The organism is Paraburkholderia sp. LEh10, assembly GCF_017814945.1.
In the GTDB taxonomy this organism is placed as follows: Bacteria; Pseudomonadota; Gammaproteobacteria; order Burkholderiales; family Burkholderiaceae; genus Paraburkholderia.
In genome coordinates this window covers 181,395-198,961 of the sequence record NZ_JAGIPX010000004.1, presented here as the reverse complement: position 1 = coordinate 198,961, position 17,567 = coordinate 181,395, and the positions used below count along the sequence as shown (strand labels likewise).

The window sequence follows — 17,567 nt, the reverse complement described above, 5'->3', positions numbered from 1 at the left end:
GACTGCGCAGCGCGCGCTCAGGCATTGGCCGTTCGGCCAGGTGGCGCGCGCCACCGGAGTCTTTAGACTGAACAACATTCGTGGAGGGCAACAGATGACGGACAAGTCTTCGATTTATTCCTTTTCGGCGCGCGCATTGGGCGGCGAGCCGATCAGTCTCGAACGTTACGACGGCAAGGTGCTGCTGATCGTCAACACGGCGAGCGAATGCGGCTTCACGCCCCAATACGCAGGCTTGCAGAAGCTGCACGAGCAGTACGCGGCGCGCGGGCTCGAGGTGCTGGGTTTCCCGTGCAACCAGTTTGGCAAGCAGGAGCCCGGCGACGCTGCGCAGATCGGCGACTTCTGCGAGAAGAACTACGGCGTCACGTTCCAGATGTTCGACAAGATCGAGGTCAACGGCTCGGACGCGCATCCCCTCTTCAAATACCTGAAGGACGAGGCGCCCGGCGTGCTCGGGCTCGAGGCGATCAAGTGGAATTTCACGAAATTTCTGGTCGATCGCGACGGCAAGGTCGTCAAGCGTTATGCGCCGACCACGAAGCCCGAAACGATCATCGATGATATCGAGGCGCTGCTCTGAGCGCGTGACGCGCGGCAAGCGTTACGGAACGGGCGCAAACAGGGCGCAAAAGCCGCGCGCCAGGATCGGCGCAAAATGCCGCGCGCTACAGGATCGGCGCAAAAAGCCGCGCCACGTGCATCACGACGCGCCGCAACGCGGGCGCGTTGCGATATTCGCCGCGGTCGATCTCGAACGATTCGGCGAAGTCGCGCTGTAGCATCCCTTCGACCTCGGCGGCGAAGCCGCGGTCGACGGTCAGCACCATGATCTCGAAGTTCAGGCGAAACGACCGGTTGTCGAGATTCGCGCTGCCGACGGCGGCGGCGACGTCGTCGATCAGCACCACCTTCTGGTGCAAAAAGCCCGGAAGATAGCGGAAGATCCGCACGCCCGCGCGGATGGAGTCATATGCGTAGAGCTTCGACGCCTCGAACACGACCCGGTGATCACGCCGGCTCGGAATCAGGATGCGCACATCGACGCCGCGCAGCGCCGCGAGCCGCAACGCCGCGAACACGGCCTCGTCGGGGACGAGGTACGGCGTCGTGATCCAGATGCGCTCGCGTGCCGCGTTGATCGCTTCGACGAAGAACAGCGAACAGGTTTCCTGCTTGTCGGCGGGGCCTGTCGGCAGGACGAGGCAGTGCATGCCGTCGCCCGGCGCGAACGGCGGCGAATCGAATTGCAGCAGTTGCTGCGTGGCCCAGTACCAGTCTTCCGTGAAGACGAACTGAATGCTCGCAACAGCGGGCCCGCGCACTTCGATATGCGTATCGCGCCACGGCGAAAGGGGCGGCTTGCTGCCCAGGTACTCGACGCCGACGTTGTGGCCGCCGACGAACGCGCGCTCGCCGTCCACCACGACGATCTTGCGGTGGTTGCGAAAGTTGAGCTGGAAACGGTTGACGAACCTGCGGTTCGTCGCGAACGGATGCACCTGCACGCCGCCCGCGAGCAGCGACGCGACATAGCGATGCGGCAGGTCGAAGCTGCCGATGCTGTCGTACAGCACGAACACGCGCACGCCTTGCGCGGCCTTCGAGAGCAGCGCTTCCTTCAGCATGTCGCCGAGCGCGTCGGCGCGCACGATGAAGAACTGCACGATCACGTACTTCTTCGCGTTTTCGATTGCATCGAGAATCGCGGCAAAGGTCGCTTCGCCGTTCACCAGCGTGCGCACGTTGTTGCCGGGCAGGAATGGCATGCCGCCGAGCCGCGTGAGCGAGCGCACGAACTGATGGCCGAGCGCTTCCGTCGGGCGGCCTTGTGACGATGCCTCGGTGTCCCACTCGGGCGGATGCGCGCGCGTGCGCAGCGTTTCATTTTCGAGGCGGCGCGCGTCGGCGTAGCCAGCGAACTTGCTGCGGCCGAGAAAGAGATACGGGATCAGCGTCAGGTACGGCATCGCGACGAGCGATACCGCCCACGCAATCGCGCCTTGCGACGTGCGGGTGTGCAGGATGGCGTGACAAGCCGCGATCACGCCCAGCGCGTGGGCGAGAAAAACGAGCGTGCCGACGTGAAGCAGGTCGAATTGCATAAGCGTGCGAACGATGATCGTCGCGCTGCGCGTGGTGCGTGGTAACCGTTGCAGTTGCCCTGGGCGCGTTTGCGTCGCGTTCGGGTTGCGGCAGCGCGGTCGCGCTCATATTACCGAAAGCGTTCGCGTCACGGTCGCGCGTCGACGGTGCGCGCGGGGCTTTTTACGCAATTCGATGCTTATGCAAACAGAAAGAACGCTCGGGCCAGAAGCACGCAACGCACGGCGCCTGGGCGGGCGGCGTGCGTTGCGGGAAGCGATGCCCGGCTCGGGCCGGGCGCTCAAGTCAGTTGCCGGGCAGGTCGCTTGCCTGGATCAGGAACACGTTGTCGTCGCCGGCGCTGGTGGACATCCACACGAGGTCGAGGCCGCCGAACGCCGCTTCTACATGCGCGCGCTCGTTGCCGATCTCGACGACGAGCACGCCTTCGTCTGTCAGCCAGTTGCGCGCATCGGCGATGATGCGGCGCACGATATCCATGCCGTCCGCGCCGCCCGCGAGCGCCATTTCCGGCTCGTGCTTGTACTCGGCGGGCAGCGCCTTCATCGATTCCGCGTTCACATACGGCGGATTCGTGATGATTACATCGTAGCGGCGCTCGGGCAGCGGCGCGTACAGATCGCCTTCGAACAGTGCAATGCGCTCGTCGAGCTGATAGTCGTGGACATTGCGCGCCGCCACTTCGAGCGCGGCGGGCGACAGATCGACGGCATCGATGTCGGCGTTCGGGAACGCGTGCGCCGCGAGAATCGCGAGACACCCGGAACCCGTGCACAGCTCGAGCACGGCGCCAACCTGCTCGGGGTCCTCGACATACGGCTGCAGGCCGTCCTGCAACAGCTCGCCGATGAACGAACGCGGCACGATCACGCGCTCGTCGACATGGAAGCGGTAGCCGTGCATCCATGCTTCCTGGGTGATGTACGCGGCGGGCACGCGATCCGTCGCGCGCCGCTCGATCACTTTCAGCACCGCGGCGATTTCCTCGGAAGTGAGGCGTGCGTCGAGAAACGGATCGAGCAGATCGATGGGCAGATGCAGCGTGTGCAGCACGAGATAGGCGGCTTCGTCATAAGCGTTCGACGAGCCGTGGCCGAACGACAGCCCGGCCTGGATGAAGCGCGACACCGCGTAGCGCAGCACGTCGCGAACCGTGGAAAACGGATGAGTCATGGTCGAGGCCCTCCGTCAGGCGATCAGTTGTTCGAGCACGCGTCGGTAGACGTTCTTGAGCGGCTCGATATGTGCGACTTCGATATGTTCGTCGATCTTGTGGATGCTCGCATTCAACGGACCGAATTCGACCACCTGCTTGCAGATACGCGCGATGAAGCGGCCATCGGACGTGCCGCCCGTCGTCGACAGCTCCGTCGCGACGCCCGTTTCGTCGTGGATCGCCTGTTCCAGCGCGTTCGACAGCTCGCCGCGCGGGGTGAGGAAGGGCAGGCCGCTCACGGTCCACTTCAGATCGTAGTCGAGACCATGCTTGTCGAGAATCCGATGCACGCGGCCTTGCAGCCCTTCGACCGTGCTCGCCGTCGAGAAGCGGAAGTTGAACATCACTTCCGCGTGGCCCGGAATGACGTTGGTCGCGCCCGTGCCGCTGTGCAGATTCGAGACTTGCCAGGTGGTGGGCGGGAAATACTCGTTGCCGTCGTCCCAGCGCTCGGCGACCAGTTCCGCGAGGGCAGGCGCAAGCAGATGCACTGGGTTCTTCGCGAGATGCGGATACGCAATGTGGCCTTGCACGCCCTTGACGGTCAGCTTGCCCGACATCGAGCCGCGCCGGCCGTTCTTCACCATGTCGCCGAACTTCTCGCTCGACGTCGGCTCGCCCACGACGCAATAGTCGAGACGCTCGCCGCGCGCCTGCAGCGCTTCGACGACCTTCACGGTGCCGTCCGTGGCAGGGCCTTCTTCGTCGCTCGTGATGAGCAGCGCGAGCGAGCCGTGATGCCGCGGGTGCGCGGCGACGAATTCCTCGCTCGCCACCACGAAGCCCGCGATCGACGCTTTCATGTCAGCGGCGCCGCGGCCATACAGCTTGCCGTCACGATGAGTCGGCTCGAACGGCGCGGACGACCATTGATCGAGCGGGCCCGTCGGCACGACGTCGGTGTGGCCCGCGAACGCGAGCAGCTTGCCGTCCTTGCCCGCGGCGCCGCGCTTCACGGCCCACAGATTGGTCACGCCGTTCGATTCGATCGTTTCGCATTCGAAACCGATCGCGGACAGGCGCTCGATCAGAAGACGCTGGCAATTCTGGTCGTCCGGCGTGACGGACGCACGGGCGATCAGGGCTTCGGTAAGGGCAAGGGTGCCGGACATCGATTCAGTTCCTTCCAACCAACTGGACAGACGTGGACAAGGTGTCCACGCTTGAAGCTCGGGTGAAAAAATGCCGGCCCGAGAGGGCCGGCAACAGCATGTGGGTGCGGCATCATGCGCGGCGACGAACGCCCGGGCATGGCCCGGTTCAGTCGAACAGCGCCGCGTAGTTTTCCGCGGAAAAGCCCAGCGTCTTCACGCGGCCGTCTACGACAACCACGGGCCGCTTGATGACGGAAGGCTTCTCGATCATCAGTGCGATCGCGCCGGCTTCGCTTTCGGCGGACGCCTTCACGTCGTCGGCGAGGCCGCGCCATGTCGTGCCGCGCCGGTTCAGCAGCGAGTCGAGCGACACGTCCTTCAGCCAGCCCTTCACGAGCGGCGCGCTGACGCCGGCTTTCCTGAAGTCATGAAACTCGAACTCGACACCGTGTTGTTCGAGCCACACGCGGGCCTTCTTCACGGTGTCGCAGTTCGGAATGCCATACACGACGATCGCGCCCGTCGCGCCGGTCGCGACGGTCCGTTTGGCCGCAGCGCCCGCCATCAGTCGCCTCGCAGCAGTTCGTTCAGGCCGACCTTCGCGCGCGTCTTCGCGTCCACCTTCTTGACGATCACCGCGCAATAGAGGCTGTGCGAGCCGTCCTTCGACGGCAGATTGCCCGCGACCACCACCGAGCCCGCCGGAATGCGGCCATACGACACTTCGCCAGTTTCGCGGTCGTAGATCTTCGTGCTCTGGCCGAGGTACACGCCCATCGAGATCACCGAGTTCTCTTCGACGATCACGCCCTCGACGACTTCCGAGCGCGCGCCGATGAAGCAGTTGTCTTCGATGATGACGGGGTTCGCCTGCAGTGGTTCCAGCACGCCGCCGATGCCCACGCCGCCCGACAGGTGCACATTCTTGCCGATCTGCGCACACGAACCGACGGTGGCCCACGTGTCGACCATCGTGCCCTCGTCGACGTACGCGCCGATGTTGGTGTACGACGGCATCAGCACGACGTTCTTCGCGATGTACGAGCCACGGCGCGCAATGGCGGGCGGCACGACGCGGAAGCCGCCTGCCGCGAAGTCTTCAGCCGTGTAGTTCGCGAACTTCGACGGCACCTTGTCGAAGAACTGCGAGTAGCCGCCGGCGGGCATCGGCGCGTTGTCCTCGAGGCGGAACGACAGCAGCACGGCCTTCTTCAGCCACTGGTTGACGACCCAGTCGCCATCCTTCTTTTCGGCGACGCGCAGCGCGCCCTTGTCCAGTTGCTCGATCGCATGCGCGACGGCTTCGCGCACTTCGGCGGGCGCGGCCTTCGGCGACAGCTCGGCGCGGTTGTCCCAGGCGTTATCGATGATCTGCTGAAGTTGTTGCGACATGTTCGTGGAGTCTCAGGAGAAAGTTGAAATGGGAAAGCGGATGAGCGTCGAGCGCGACGGCGGCGCGTGCAACCAGCCGGGCTCGACCCGAGGCCGAACCCGGCGTCGAGCCCGAGGTCAAGCCTGTAAAGCGCGGCAGAAGTCGACGATCCGCTGTGCGCCCTCCGTGCATTCGTCGATGCCTGCGACGAGCGCGAGGCGGACGAAATCGCGGCCGGGGTTCGTGCCGTGCGCGGTGCGCGCCAGATACGAGCCGGGCAGAACCGTCACATTATAGTCGGCGTACAAACGCTGGGCGAACTCGGTATCGGAGAGGCCCGTGCGCGCAACGTTCGCCCACAGGTAAAACGCGGCGTCGGGCAGCTTGACCTCGAGCACGTCGGCGAGCATCGGCGTGACGGTCGAAAACTTCTGCACGTACTTCGCGCGGTTTTCGCGCACGTGCGTCTCGTCGTTCCACGCGGCAATGCTCGCGGTCTGATAGACCGTCGACAAGGCCGCGCCGTGATATGTGCGGTATAGCAGGAACTGCTTGAGAATCGACGCATCGCCCGCGACGAAGCCCGAGCGCATGCCCGGCACGTTCGAGCGCTTCGAGAGGCTCGACAGCATCACCAGCCGCTCGAAGCCGCGGCCCAGCCTGTGCGCCGCTTCCAGCCCGCCCAGCGGCGGGCGCGCCTCGTCGAAATAGATCTCGGAGTAGCATTCGTCCGATGCGATCACGAAGCCGTGACGGTCCGACAGGTCGAACAGTTCGCGCCAGTCGTCGAGCGTGAGCACGGCGCCCGTCGGATTGCCCGGCGAGCAGACGTAGAGCAGCTGGGTGCGCGCCCAGATGTCCTCGGGGATGGCCGAATAGTCGCACGCGAAGTTGCGCTTCGGGTCGCTGTTGGCGAAATACGGCTGCGCGCCCGCCAGCAGCGCCGCGCCTTCGTAGATTTGATAGAACGGGTTCGGACAGAGTACGATCGCAGGCTCGCCCTTCGCGTCCTTCTTCGGGTCAATCACGGTTTGCGCGAGCGCGAACAACGCTTCCCGCGAGCCGGATACGGGCAGTACCTGCGTCGCCGGATCGACGTTCGGCAGGCTGTAGCGCTGCATGACCCACTTCGCGATCGCTTCGCGTAGCGCCGGCGCGCCGACCGTGGCGGGATATGCGGCGAGGCCGCCGAGCGAATCGATCACGGCGTTGCGGATCAGCTCGGGCGTCGGATGTTTCGGCTCACCGATCCCGAAGCTGATGTGCGCGAGATCTGCGGGCGGCGTAACGTCCTTGAAGAGCGCGCGCAGCTTTTCGAAGGGATAGGGCTGAAGGGAATCGAGTAGCGGGTTCACTTGGCGGATCGGACGTGTTCGGAGACGGACTGACACAGGTGAAGGCGGCGCGTGGCGGCTACGATGCTCACCATCCCAGTGTGCCGAAGCGACTGCGCAAGCAGCCGCGCGGCACGGCGGGAGGCGCTCGGATATCGGCACGGGCGACGGCGGCACGGGCGACGAGCGGTCGATTATAGCGTGTCGGCGGGCTGCGGCACGGCGTATCGTCCGATTGGACAAGGGTTTGCGGGGAGCATGCGCGAATGCAGGCAAGCGCCGCGCATCGGCAATGCGAGCGCGAAGCGGCAGGCACGCCAACAGCAGGATTCAGGAGAAGCAATGCGGGCAACACCCCGATGCAACGGTAAAGGATGCGAAGGCCACGGCAGGCAGCGGCCGCGCGCCGCCGCCGTCCGTGACAGGCAACACAGGCAGGCAGTGCAAGGCAGGCATCGCATGGCACAGGGGCTGAGCGTCGCGGGGAGCGCCGCGTGATGAACCCCTCGCTTCGCAACGCATGGCCGACGCTCGCGATCATGATGGGCGCGTCGGTGTGGGGCATGGTCTGGTATCCGCTGCGCATGCTGAACGCGCTCGGCGTGACGGGCACGGCGGCGAGCGCACTGACGAGCGGCGCCGGCTGCCTGTTCGTGCTGCTCGTGCGGCGCAGCGCGATCAAAACGGTCCGTTGGCACTGGCTGCTGCCCGCGCTCGCGCTGTTCGCGGGCATCACCAATCTGGGCTTCGTGTGGGGCGCGATTCACGGCCAGGTGATGCGCGTGCTGCTGCTGTTCTATCTGACACCCGCGTGGACTGCGCTTTTCGCGCATTTCATCCTGCACGAACGGCTGACGTGGGCGGGCGCGGGGCTTGCCGCGCTGTCGCTTGCGGGCGCGATGATGATGCTCTGGTCGCCGCAGCTCGGGCTTCCCGTGCCGGGCAGCCTGGCCGAATGGGCAGGGCTCGCGGCGGGCATGTCGTTCGCGATGAGCAACGTGCTGATCCTGAAGACGAGCCGCGAGTTGCCTCGCATGAAGGCCGAGATGCGCACGGCCGTCATCTTCGGCGGCGCGGCCATCTTCGGTTCATGCGCGTCGCTGTTCGAGTCGATGCCGACGCCGCCAGCGGGCGCTGACATCGGCATGGCCGTGTTCCTCGTGCTAGCAATCGGCTTGGTACTCGCGACCAACAACATGCTCGTGCAATACGGGCTCGCGCGCGTGCCGGCAAACCGCGCGTCGATCATCATGCTGTTCGAGATCGTCGTGACGGCGCTGACGGCATGGCTTTTTGCCGGCGAGGTGCCCGGTCCGCGCGAATGGGCGGGTGGTGCGTGCATCGTGCTGGCTTCCGCACTGTCGAGCTGGGTGCATCGGACGAAGGCGGGCGACGGCGCGGGCGCGGGCGACAGCGCGAAGATGGGCGCCAATCCCAATCCGGCAGACGCCAACCCCGATAACGACGGTAAGAATCGCCCACGCGCGATGGTATGATTGCCCCTCATTGGCCGGCGGTGCAGCGAAGCGCGCGCCGCGGCGCCGGAATCGCAGCGGGCTCGCGCTCCGTTGTGCCGCTCGAAGGGCAAGCGTCCTGAGACGGTTCACACATCGAACCCGCGCGTTCCGTTTCCATAAATTATTTTCCAAACAGCGATATCGCCGTGCGTCTGACCTCGATCAAACTCGCTGGCTTCAAGTCATTCGTCGATCCCACGCATTTCCAGGTTCCGGGCCAGCTCGTCGGCGTGGTCGGTCCCAACGGCTGCGGCAAATCCAACATCATCGATGCCGTGCGCTGGGTGCTCGGCGAATCGCGCGCCTCGGAGCTGCGCGGCGAGTCGATGCAGGACGTGATCTTCAACGGCTCGACGGCCCGCAAGCCGGGCAGCCGCGCCAGCGTCGAACTCGTGTTCGACAACGCCGACGGCCGCGCGGCCGGACAGTGGGGCCAGTATGCCGAAATCGCCGTCAAGCGCGTGCTGACGCGCGACGGCACGTCGAGCTACTACATCAACAATCTTCCCGCGCGCCGCCGCGACATCCAGGACATCTTCCTCGGCACGGGTCTTGGCCCGCGTGCGTACGCGATCATCGGGCAGGGCATGATCGCGCGGATCATCGAGGCGAAACCCGAAGAACTGCGCGTGTTCCTCGAAGAGGCCGCGGGCGTGTCGAAGTACAAGGAACGCCGCCGCGAAACCGAGAACCGTCTGCACGACACGCGCGAGAATCTGACGCGCGTCGAGGACATCGTCCGCGAACTGACGGCGAATCTGGAAAAGCTCGAAGCGCAAGCGGTCGTCGCGACGAAGTTCAAGGAGCTGCAAGCCGAAGGCGAAGAGAAGCAGCGCCTCTTGTGGCTGTTGCGCAAGAACGAAGCGGGCACCGAGCAGGACAAGCAGAAGCGCGCGATCGAACAGGCGCAGATCGACCTCGAAGCGCATACCGCGAAGCTGCGCGAAGTCGAGGCGCAGCTGGAAACGCTGCGCGTCGCGCACTATTCGGCCAGCGACGCGATGCAGGGCGCGCAAGGCGCGCTCTACGAAGCGAACGCCGAGGTGAGCCGGCTCGAAGCCGAGATCAAGTTCATCGTCGAGTCGCGCAACCGCGTGCAGGCGCAGATCGCCGCGCTGACGGCGCAGCGTGAGCAGTGGCTCGCGCAGGCGCAAAAGGCGCAGGACGATCTCGAAGACGCGCAGGCGCAACTCGAGGAAGGCGAAGAAAAAGCCGTCATCGCCGAAGAGGCGGCCGCCGCGAAGCACGACGCACTGCCCGCGCTCGAAGCGCGCTGGCGCGATGCGCAGTCGCAACTGAACGAAGAGCGCGCCGGCATCGCGCAGACGGAGCAGGCGATCAAGCTCGAAGCGGCGCATCAACGTAACGCCGATCAGCAATTGCAGCAGCTTCAGCAGCGTCACGAGCGACTGAAGACGGAAGCGGGTGGTCTCGATGCGCCCGATGAGGCGCAGCTCGAAGAACTGCGCATGCAGCTTGCTGAGCATGAAGAGATTCTGCATGACGCGCAAGGGCATCTCGCCGACGCTCAGGAAACGCTGCCGCGCCTCGACGGCGAGCGCCGCGCCGCGCAGGAGCGCGTGCAGGCCGAAAGCGCGCAGATCCACCAGCTCGAAGCACGCCTCGCCGCGCTGCGCCAGTTGCAGGAGAACGTGCAGACGGAAGGCAAGATCCAGCCGTGGCTCGACAAGCACGAGCTGGGCGCGTTGCCGCGTCTGTGGAAGAAGCTGCATGTCGAAGCCGGTTGGGAGACGGCGCTCGAATCGCTGTTGCGCGAGCGTCTCGCCGCGCTCGAAGTGTCGAACCTCGATTGGGTGAAGCACTTCGTCAGCGATGCACCGCCCGCCAAGCTCGCTTTCTACGCGCCGCCCGCTGCCGGGCAGCCCGTCGCCGCGCCGCCTTCGCTGCGTCCGCTGCTGTCGCTGGTGCGCATCGACGACGCTGGTATTCGCGCCGTGCTCAACGACTGGCTCGGCAACGCGTTCGTCGCCGACGACCTCGCGCAGGCGCTGTCGATGCGCGCGCAATTGCCCGAAGGCGGCGCGTTCGTCGTGAAGGCGGGGCATGTGGTGACGCGCGTCGGCGTGCAGTTGTATGCCGCCGATTCCGAGCAGGCGGGTATGCTCGCGCGTCAGCAGGAAATCGAAAATCTGAACCGCCAGGTGCGCGCGCAGGCGCTGCTCGCCGAGGAAGCGAAGGCAGCGGCGATTCGCGCGGAAGCCGCGCATACGCAGGCATCGAATGCATTGACGGAAGTGCGTCAGCAAGCCGAGCGCGCGACCCAGCGCGTGCACGCGCTGCAAATGGACGTGCTCAAGCTCACGCAGGCGCACGAGCGCTACACGCAACGCAGCACGCAGATCAGCGAGGAACTCGAAGAGATCCGCGCGCAGATCGAAGAGCAGCGCGCATTGCGTACGGAATCGGAAGCGAACTTCGAGCGCCATGACGCCGAACTCGCCGAATTGCAGGCGCGTTTCGAAGACAACCAGCTCGCGTTCGAAGCGCTCGACGAAGAACTCAGCAGCGCGCGCAACGAGTCGCGCGAGCTCGAGCGCGCCGCCACCGACGCACGCTTCGCCGCTCGCAACATGGCGAACCGCATCGACGAACTGAAGCGCAGCATCCAGGTCGCGCACGAGCAGAGCGAGCGCGTCGCGGGCTCGCTCGAAGACGCGCGCGCCGAACTCGAAACGATCAATGAGCAGACGGCGCACACGGGCTTGCAGGACGCGCTCGAAATCCGCCGCGCGAAGGAAGAGGCGTTGCACGCGGCGCGTCTCGAACTCGACGATCTGACCGCGAAGCTGCGTCAGTCCGATGAGTTGCGGCTGACGACGGAGCGGGCGTTGCAGCCGCTGCGCGAGCGCATCACCGAATTGCAGTTGAAGGAGCAGGCGGCGCGCCTGAATGCCGAGCAGTTCATCGAACAGCTGACGGCGGCGGGCGTCGACGAAGCCGAATTGCAGGCAAAGCTCACGCCGGACATGAAGCCGTCGTACCTGCAGGGCGAAGTGACGCGCATCAACAACGCGATCACGGCGCTCGGCCCCGTCAACATGGCCGCGCTCGACGAGCTGAAGGCGGCGACGGAACGCAAGACGTTCCTCGACGCGCAATCGGCCGACCTGACGAACGCGATCGAAACGCTCGAAGACGCGATCCGCAAGATCGACCAGGAAACGCGCACGCTGCTGCAAGGCACGTTCGACGAAGTGAACCGTCATTTCGGCGAGCTGTTCCCGCGTCTTTTTGGCGGCGGCCAGGCGAAGCTCATCATGACGGGCGACGAGATTCTCGATGCCGGCGTGCAGGTGATGGCGCAGCCGCCGGGCAAGAAGAACTCGACGATTCACCTGCTGTCGGGCGGCGAGAAAGCGCTGACGGCGACGGCCCTAGTGTTCGCGATGTTCCAGCTGAATCCTGCGCCGTTCTGTCTGCTGGACGAAGTGGACGCGCCCCTCGACGACGCGAACACCGAGCGTTTCGCGAACCTCGTGCGCGCGATGTCGGACAAAACACAGTTCCTGTTCATTTCCCACAACAAGATCGCGATGGAAATGGCGCAGCAGCTGATCGGGGTGACGATGCAGGAGCAGGGCGTGTCGCGGATCGTTGCCGTCGACATGGAAACGGCTGCGGGATTTGTCCAGAATATCGTTTGAACGTCCACCCGCGCGCTACGTTCAGGCCGCGAGCGGGTGTTGCTGAAACAGAATTGAATTCGCTGCGCGCCGCGCCCGCAGCGGCGGCGCGCGCGGCGTGCCGGCCGCGCGGACGAGGCGTGGCGTGCAGCGACGATAAGAATTGCAGATGGAGCGTGCATGGACGAGTTGACACTCGGTTTGATTGGCGCGGGCGCCGTGGTGGTCGGGGGTGTGGTGGTCTACAACGCATGGCAGGGCGCGAAGGTGCGCCGCAGGATGCCGCGCCCGATGCCCACTGACACGGCGGAGTCGCTGGCTCGGGACGACCAGCCCGAGCAGAGCCCATTCATCGAGCCGGCGCGCCCGACGGCGCGCCGTGAGCCCGCGGCGAGCGAGGCTGCGCAAGCGGCGCGCGTCGAGCCGACCTTCGGTGGCGTGGCGCCCCTCGACACGCCCGCCGACATCCAGGCGGAGAACACCTCGCCGAACGGCTTCCCCGAAGAAGAAGCCGAAGTGCAACCGGCTGTCGAGCAACAGGCCGACGACACGCGCAACGAGCCGATCATGCCTGCTGCGACGACGATTTCCTCGGCGCCGCCGGCCATCGTCGACAGGCGTATCGACTGCATCGTGCCCATCCGGTTGCAGGCGCCCGTCACGGGCGACAAGGTGCTGCCGCTCTCGCAGCGGCTGCGTCGCGCGGGCAGCAAGCCGGTGCATATCGAAGGAAAGCCGGAAGGCGGTGGTGGGTGGGAGCTGCTGCAAAATGGCGTGCGCTACGAAGACCTGCGCGCGGCCGCGCAACTCGCGAACCGTAGCGGCCCGCTCAACGAACTGGAATTCTCCGAGTTCGTGACGGGCGTGCAGCAGTTCGCTGACGCGCTCGACGCTTCGCCCGAATTTCCGGACATGATGGAGACGGTGTCGATGGCGCGCGAGCTCGACGGCTTTGCCGCGCAGTGCGACGCGCAACTGTCGATCAACGTGCTGTCCGACGGCGCGCCGTGGTCCGCGAACTACGTGCAGGCGGTGGCGTCGCAAGACGGACTGCTGCTGTCGCGCGACGGCACGCGCTTCGTCAAGCTCGACGCGAAGCAGAGCCCCGTGTTCATGCTGCAGTTCGGCGACACCAACTTCCTGCGCGACGACCTTAATTTCAAGGGCGGCCAGATGATCACGCTGGTGCTCGACGTGCCCGTCGCCGACGAAGACATTCTGCCTTTCCGCCTGATGTGCGATTACGCGAAGTCGCTGGCGGAGCGCATCGGCGGGCGGGTGGTCGACGACGGCCGCCGGCCGCTGCCGGAAAGCGCGTTGCTCGCAATCGAGAAGCAGCTCATGACGCTCTACGCAAAGCTCGAGCAAGCGGGCATTCCGGCGGGCTCGCCCGCGACGCGGCGACTGTTCAGTCAGTAAGCACGCTTGCGCGTGATGACGCGCGTTGCCACCGGACAAGCCGCCCGATGATCGATGCATCGGGCGGTTTTCGTTTGCGACGCGCAACCCGCATTGCCCGGCGATGCGCGCAATCCCGCGCGATGTCATCCGACGTCGTCCGGCCACGGCTGCGCGCCGATCCACGCCTTGATCGCGGCAACGACGGCTTCGTCCCTTCCGTAGAACCCGTGATGCGACAGCGCTTCGCAGGGCTTGCCACGTGCGTCGCCGCCATGCACGGTGATCAGCGCGTATTGGCCGCTGTCCGCGATGCGCTTGAGCGCTTCGTACGAGCAGAGGAAGCAGCCGTCGTCGGCGTGATGAACAAAGAGCTGCCGCGCGCGAATCGCGCCGTAGTCGAAGCCGATCAGCGACGTAGCCTTGCCGCGCGTGGGACTGCTGAGCGTCGACGTGTGCACGACGGCGTCCCACGCGTCAGGTAACGCGCGTCCCACATAGGCCGTCGAAATCGTGCCGCGGCTCGTGCCGACCAGCACCAGCTTCGCCTGAGGGAAGCGGGCGCGCAGATTTGCCGCGACCCGCCCGAGATCGGCAGCGGATCGCGGCGATGCGCGGAACGCGTCCGAATAGCCCCCTGGCTGATCCGTCGGCGTATCGACGATCGCGGTGGCAAACTGCGAGTCTACGAAAAGATGGCGAGCGCGAATCAGGAAGTTGTTCTTCTCGCGCATATGGATGGTGCCGTCAGGCCGTTGCGACAGTTCGAGATCGCCCTCGCTGCCGGGGAACATCACGAGCACCCAATGCGGCTGGTTGCCGTCCTGTTGCGTGAGTAGGCAGGAGATCGATGCGCCTTGTTCCAGCGGGATATTGATCACCTGTTCGCTCGCTCGCGCGGCATTCGCGTGGCATGCCGCGAGGACGGCGAGCAGCATGAGCAAAGCCCGCGCGAAGCGGGTGACGGATGAATGCATGGATGACAGTTCCCCTTGTCGATGCGTACGCAGGCGATGCGATGGACGGATGGCAGGCGACAAGGTCGCATCGCGGGACAAGGACTGTCAACGTTTTGCATGAGGACTAGCCATTCGGCCAGGATTTGTCGGGGCACCTGGCCTGTATGTTCGGTTTCCGGGCGCACCTAACTGGCCATTCGGCCGATGCGACAGCAAGCGCTTCCTGAGATAATCTGGCATCTCGTTACTTCCGCCGAAACGCCGACAGATGTCCCGAACCAAAGTCCCGGATCCAGCAACCAGCGCACCCGCCGAGCGGGCGTTGTGGCTGCGCGCAGAGCTCGAACGCGCGAACCACGCATACTACGTGCTCGACCACCCTGACCTGCCGGACGCGGAATACGACAAGCTGTTCAAAGAGCTGCAACTGATCGAGAGCGAGCACCCGGACCTGATCACGCCGGATTCGCCGACGCAGCGGGTCGGCGGCGAAGTGGCGAGCGGCTTTAGCCCCGTCGTGCACGACATGCCGATGCTATCGCTCAACAACGGCTTCTCGGACGAAGACATCGCAGCCTTCGACAAGCGCGTGGCCGACACGCTGGCTCATTCGCCCGTCGATTACGCGTGCGAGCTCAAGTTCGACGGGCTCGCCATTTCGTTGCGCTACGAAGAGGGCAAGTTCACGCAGGCGGCGACGCGCGGCGACGGCGCAACGGGCGAGGACGTGACTGAAAACGTGCGCACGATACGCTCGATTCCGCTCACGCTGAAGGGCAAGCACGTGCCGAAGCTGATCGACGTGCGCGGTGAAGTGTTGATGTTCAAGCGCGATTTCGACAAGCTGAACCAGCGTCAGCGCGACGCGGGCCAGCGCGAGTTCGCAAACCCGCGCAATGCAGCGGCGGGCAGTTTGCGGCAGCTCGATCCGAAGATGACCGCGCAGCGTCCGCTATCGTTCTTCGCATACGGCATCGGCGTGCTCGACGGTATCGAGATGCCCGCTACGCATAGCGAACTGCTCGACTGGTATCACGAGATGGGCTTGCCCGTGAACAGCGTGCGCGCCGTCGTTCAGGGTGCCGAAGGACTGCTTGGCTTTTTCCGTCAGGTGGGTGAGAAGCGCGACACGCTGCCGTACGACATCGACGGCGTCGTCTACAAGGTGAACCGCCGCGACGAGCAGGACGCGCTGGGTTTCGTGTCGCGCGCACCGCGTTTCGCGCTCGCGCACAAGTTCCCGGCGCAGGAAGCGCTCACGAAGCTCGTGGCGATCGACGTGCAGGTCGGCCGCACGGGTGCCATTACGCCGGTGGCGCGGCTGGAGCCCGTGTTCGTCGGCGGCGCGACGGTGACGAACGCGACGTTGCACAACGAGGACGAGGTTCGCCGCAAGGACATTCGGATCGGCGATACCGTGATCGTGCGGCGCGCGGGCGACGTGATTCCCGAAGTGGTGAGCGCGCTGCTCGATCGTCGGCCAGTGGATGCGCGCGAGTTCGTGATGCCGACGCAATGCCCTGTGTGCGGGTCCGCGATCGAACGCCTGCCGGATGAAGCGATTGCGCGCTGCTCGGGCGGCCTGTTCTGTCCCGCGCAGCGCAAGCAGGCTCTGTGGCACTTCGCGCAGCGGCGCGCGCTCGATATCGACGGCCTGGGCGAAAAGATCATCGATCAGCTGGTCGAATTGAATCTGGTGCGCACACCCGCCGACCTTTTCAATCTCGGTTTCGCGACGCTCGCCGAACTTGACCGCTTCGCCGACAAGTCCGCGCAGAACCTGCTCGATTCGCTCGAAAAGGCCAAGCACACAACGCTTGCGCGCTTCATTTACGCGCTGGGCATCCGGCATGTCGGCGAATCGACGGCGAAGGATCTGGCAAAGCACTTCGGCGCGCTCGATCCGATCATGAACGCGACCGTCGCAGAACTGCTTGAGGTCAACGACGTCGGGCCCATCGTCGCCGAAGCGATCCATCAGTTCTTTGCCGAGGAACACAACCGCACGGTCATCGAGCAGTTGCGCGCGCCCGGCAAGGTGACCTGGCAGGAAGGGCCGCCCGCGCCCAAGGCGCCGCAGGGCGTGCTGGCGGGCAAGACAGTCGTGCTGACGGGCACGCTGCCCGGCATGGGCCGTGACGAAGCGAAGGAGTTGCTGGAAGCGGCGGGTGCGAAGGTGGCTGGCTCGGTGTCGAAGAAGACCGATTACGTGGTGGCCGGTGCGGAAGCGGGCAGCAAGCTCGCGAAAGCCGAGGAACTTGGCATCCCCGTGCTCGACGAAGATGGTATGCGTAAGCTCCTGGAGGGGCACACAACATGATCCACGAAATCCTCAAGATGGGTGATCCGCGCCTGTTGCGTATCGCCAAGCCCGTCGACCACTTCGACACGCCCGAGCTGCACGAGCTCGTCCGGGACATGTTCGAGACGATGCACGACGCGAACGGCGCGGGGCTCGCCGCGCCGCAAATCGGCGTCGATCTGCAGGTCGTGATCTTCGGCTTCGGCCATAACGAGCGCTATCCGGATGCGCCCTCGGTGCCCGAGACCGTGCTGATCAACCCGACCATCACGCCCGTATCGCTGGATACGGAAGAGGGCTGGGAAGGCTGTCTGTCGGTGCCGGGACTGCGAGGCGCGGTGAGCCGTCTGTCGATGATCCGCTATCACGGCTTCGACCAGTTCGGCAAACCAATCGATCGCGTCGCCGAAGGTTTTCATGCGCGCGTCGTCCAGCACGAATGCGATCACCTGATCGGCAAGCTATATCCGATGCGGATCACGGATTTTTCCAAGTTCGGTTTTACCGAGGTGCTGTTTCCCGACCTCGATCCGAAATCGGACGACTGAGTCTGCGGCACTGTCCTGGTTTCGTCGTTGGTTCTGTGCCGTGAAATAGAAAAGCCCGCGTAAAGCGGGCTTTTTCA

Annotated in this window: 13 protein-coding genes; 6 read left to right on the top strand and 7 right to left on the bottom strand. The window is 65.1% G+C overall.

Annotated elements, in window-relative coordinates; translation table 11 throughout:
- Positions 1 to 94 precede the first annotated feature (94 nt).
- Positions 95 to 583, top strand: a complete 489-nt coding sequence (locus tag J8I87_RS05130; protein WP_209930357.1) for a glutathione peroxidase — start codon at positions 95 to 97, stop codon at positions 581 to 583.
- An 85-nt stretch (positions 584 to 668) separates the two neighbouring features.
- Here J8I87_RS05130 and cls read toward each other — a convergent pair whose 3' ends face one another.
- The 6 genes from cls to dapC form a co-directional block, all read right to left on the bottom strand.
- Positions 669 to 2,105 (bottom strand): cardiolipin synthase, encoded by a 1,437-nt coding sequence (gene cls / locus J8I87_RS05125; protein ID WP_209930356.1) that lies wholly within the window; start codon positions 2,103 to 2,105, stop codon positions 669 to 671.
- Between the two features lie 286 nt (positions 2,106 to 2,391).
- Positions 2,392 to 3,279, bottom strand: a complete 888-nt coding sequence (gene prmB, locus J8I87_RS05120) for a 50S ribosomal protein L3 N(5)-glutamine methyltransferase (protein WP_209930355.1) — start codon at positions 3,277 to 3,279, stop codon at positions 2,392 to 2,394.
- A 15-nt stretch (positions 3,280 to 3,294) separates the two neighbouring features.
- Complete coding sequence (gene dapE, locus J8I87_RS05115) at positions 3,295 to 4,434, bottom strand: succinyl-diaminopimelate desuccinylase (RefSeq protein ID WP_209930354.1); 1,140 nt, start codon at positions 4,432 to 4,434, stop codon at positions 3,295 to 3,297.
- 148 nt (positions 4,435 to 4,582) lie between these two features.
- Entirely contained in the window at positions 4,583 to 4,981 is a 399-nt protein-coding gene (locus tag J8I87_RS05110) for an ArsC family reductase (RefSeq protein ID WP_209930353.1), read from the bottom strand.
- Positions 4,981 to 5,808: a 2,3,4,5-tetrahydropyridine-2,6-dicarboxylate N-succinyltransferase gene (gene dapD / locus J8I87_RS05105; RefSeq protein WP_209930352.1), complete on the bottom strand. Its 828-nt coding sequence runs from the start codon at positions 5,806 to 5,808 to the stop codon at positions 4,981 to 4,983. Before dapD ends, J8I87_RS05110 begins: the two co-directional genes overlap by 1 nt.
- Positions 5,809 to 5,925: 117 nt before the next feature.
- Positions 5,926 to 7,143, bottom strand: coding sequence for a succinyldiaminopimelate transaminase (gene dapC, locus J8I87_RS05100; protein ID WP_209930351.1), 1,218 nt, complete (start codon positions 7,141 to 7,143; stop codon positions 5,926 to 5,928).
- Positions 7,144 to 7,619: 476 nt separating this feature from the next.
- Between dapC and J8I87_RS05095 the strand changes: the two genes are divergently transcribed.
- From J8I87_RS05095 to J8I87_RS05085, 3 genes are all read left to right on the top strand, one after another.
- Positions 7,620 to 8,618 (top strand): DMT family transporter, encoded by a 999-nt coding sequence (locus J8I87_RS05095; protein WP_209930350.1) that lies wholly within the window; start codon positions 7,620 to 7,622, stop codon positions 8,616 to 8,618.
- A gap of 167 nt (positions 8,619 to 8,785) precedes the next feature.
- A complete protein-coding gene (smc, locus tag J8I87_RS05090; protein ID WP_209930349.1) occupies positions 8,786 to 12,304 on the top strand; it encodes a chromosome segregation protein SMC in 3,519 nt (1,172 codons plus the stop codon).
- Between the two features lie 159 nt (positions 12,305 to 12,463).
- On the top strand, positions 12,464 to 13,702 hold the full coding sequence (locus J8I87_RS05085) for a cell division protein ZipA C-terminal FtsZ-binding domain-containing protein (RefSeq protein WP_209930348.1): 1,239 nt from the start codon (positions 12,464 to 12,466) through the stop codon (positions 13,700 to 13,702).
- 125 nt (positions 13,703 to 13,827) lie between these two features.
- On the opposite strand, the gene J8I87_RS05080 is transcribed toward J8I87_RS05085, so the two are convergent.
- Positions 13,828 to 14,658: a hypothetical protein gene (locus J8I87_RS05080; RefSeq protein ID WP_209930347.1), complete on the bottom strand. Its 831-nt coding sequence runs from the start codon at positions 14,656 to 14,658 to the stop codon at positions 13,828 to 13,830.
- Between the two features lie 250 nt (positions 14,659 to 14,908).
- On the opposite strand from J8I87_RS05080, the gene ligA reads away from it, so the two are divergent.
- Positions 14,909 to 16,960, top strand: a complete 2,052-nt coding sequence (gene ligA / locus J8I87_RS05075) for an NAD-dependent DNA ligase LigA (protein WP_209930346.1) — start codon at positions 14,909 to 14,911, stop codon at positions 16,958 to 16,960.
- The gene (gene def / locus J8I87_RS05070; protein ID WP_007580570.1) at positions 16,957 to 17,490 is read left to right on the top strand and encodes a peptide deformylase; all 534 of its coding nucleotides are present in this window, start codon (positions 16,957 to 16,959) and stop codon (positions 17,488 to 17,490) included. Before ligA ends, def begins: the two co-directional genes overlap by 4 nt.
- Positions 17,491 to 17,567: the final 77 nt, after the last annotated feature.

Bases quoted from the DNA above. Each gene is read 5' to 3' on its own strand.
- def (WP_007580570.1), top strand. From the start codon at position 16,957: ATGATCCACGAAATCCTCAAGATGGGTGATCCGCGCCTGTTGCGTATC.
- J8I87_RS05080 (WP_209930347.1), bottom strand. From the start codon at position 14,658: ATGCATTCATCCGTCACCCGCTTCGCGCGGGCTTTGCTCATGCTGCTC.
- J8I87_RS05130 (WP_209930357.1), top strand. From the start codon at position 95: ATGACGGACAAGTCTTCGATTTATTCCTTTTCGGCGCGCGCATTGGGC.
- J8I87_RS05095 (WP_209930350.1), top strand. From the start codon at position 7,620: ATGAACCCCTCGCTTCGCAACGCATGGCCGACGCTCGCGATCATGATG.
- dapE (WP_209930354.1), bottom strand. From the start codon at position 4,434: ATGTCCGGCACCCTTGCCCTTACCGAAGCCCTGATCGCCCGTGCGTCC.
- J8I87_RS05110 (WP_209930353.1), bottom strand. From the start codon at position 4,981: ATGGCGGGCGCTGCGGCCAAACGGACCGTCGCGACCGGCGCGACGGGC.
- dapD (WP_209930352.1), bottom strand. From the start codon at position 5,808: ATGTCGCAACAACTTCAGCAGATCATCGATAACGCCTGGGACAACCGC.
- prmB (WP_209930355.1), bottom strand. From the start codon at position 3,279: ATGACTCATCCGTTTTCCACGGTTCGCGACGTGCTGCGCTACGCGGTG.
- J8I87_RS05085 (WP_209930348.1), top strand. From the start codon at position 12,464: ATGGACGAGTTGACACTCGGTTTGATTGGCGCGGGCGCCGTGGTGGTC.
- cls (WP_209930356.1), bottom strand. From the start codon at position 2,105: ATGCAATTCGACCTGCTTCACGTCGGCACGCTCGTTTTTCTCGCCCAC.
- ligA (WP_209930346.1), top strand. From the start codon at position 14,909: ATGTCCCGAACCAAAGTCCCGGATCCAGCAACCAGCGCACCCGCCGAG.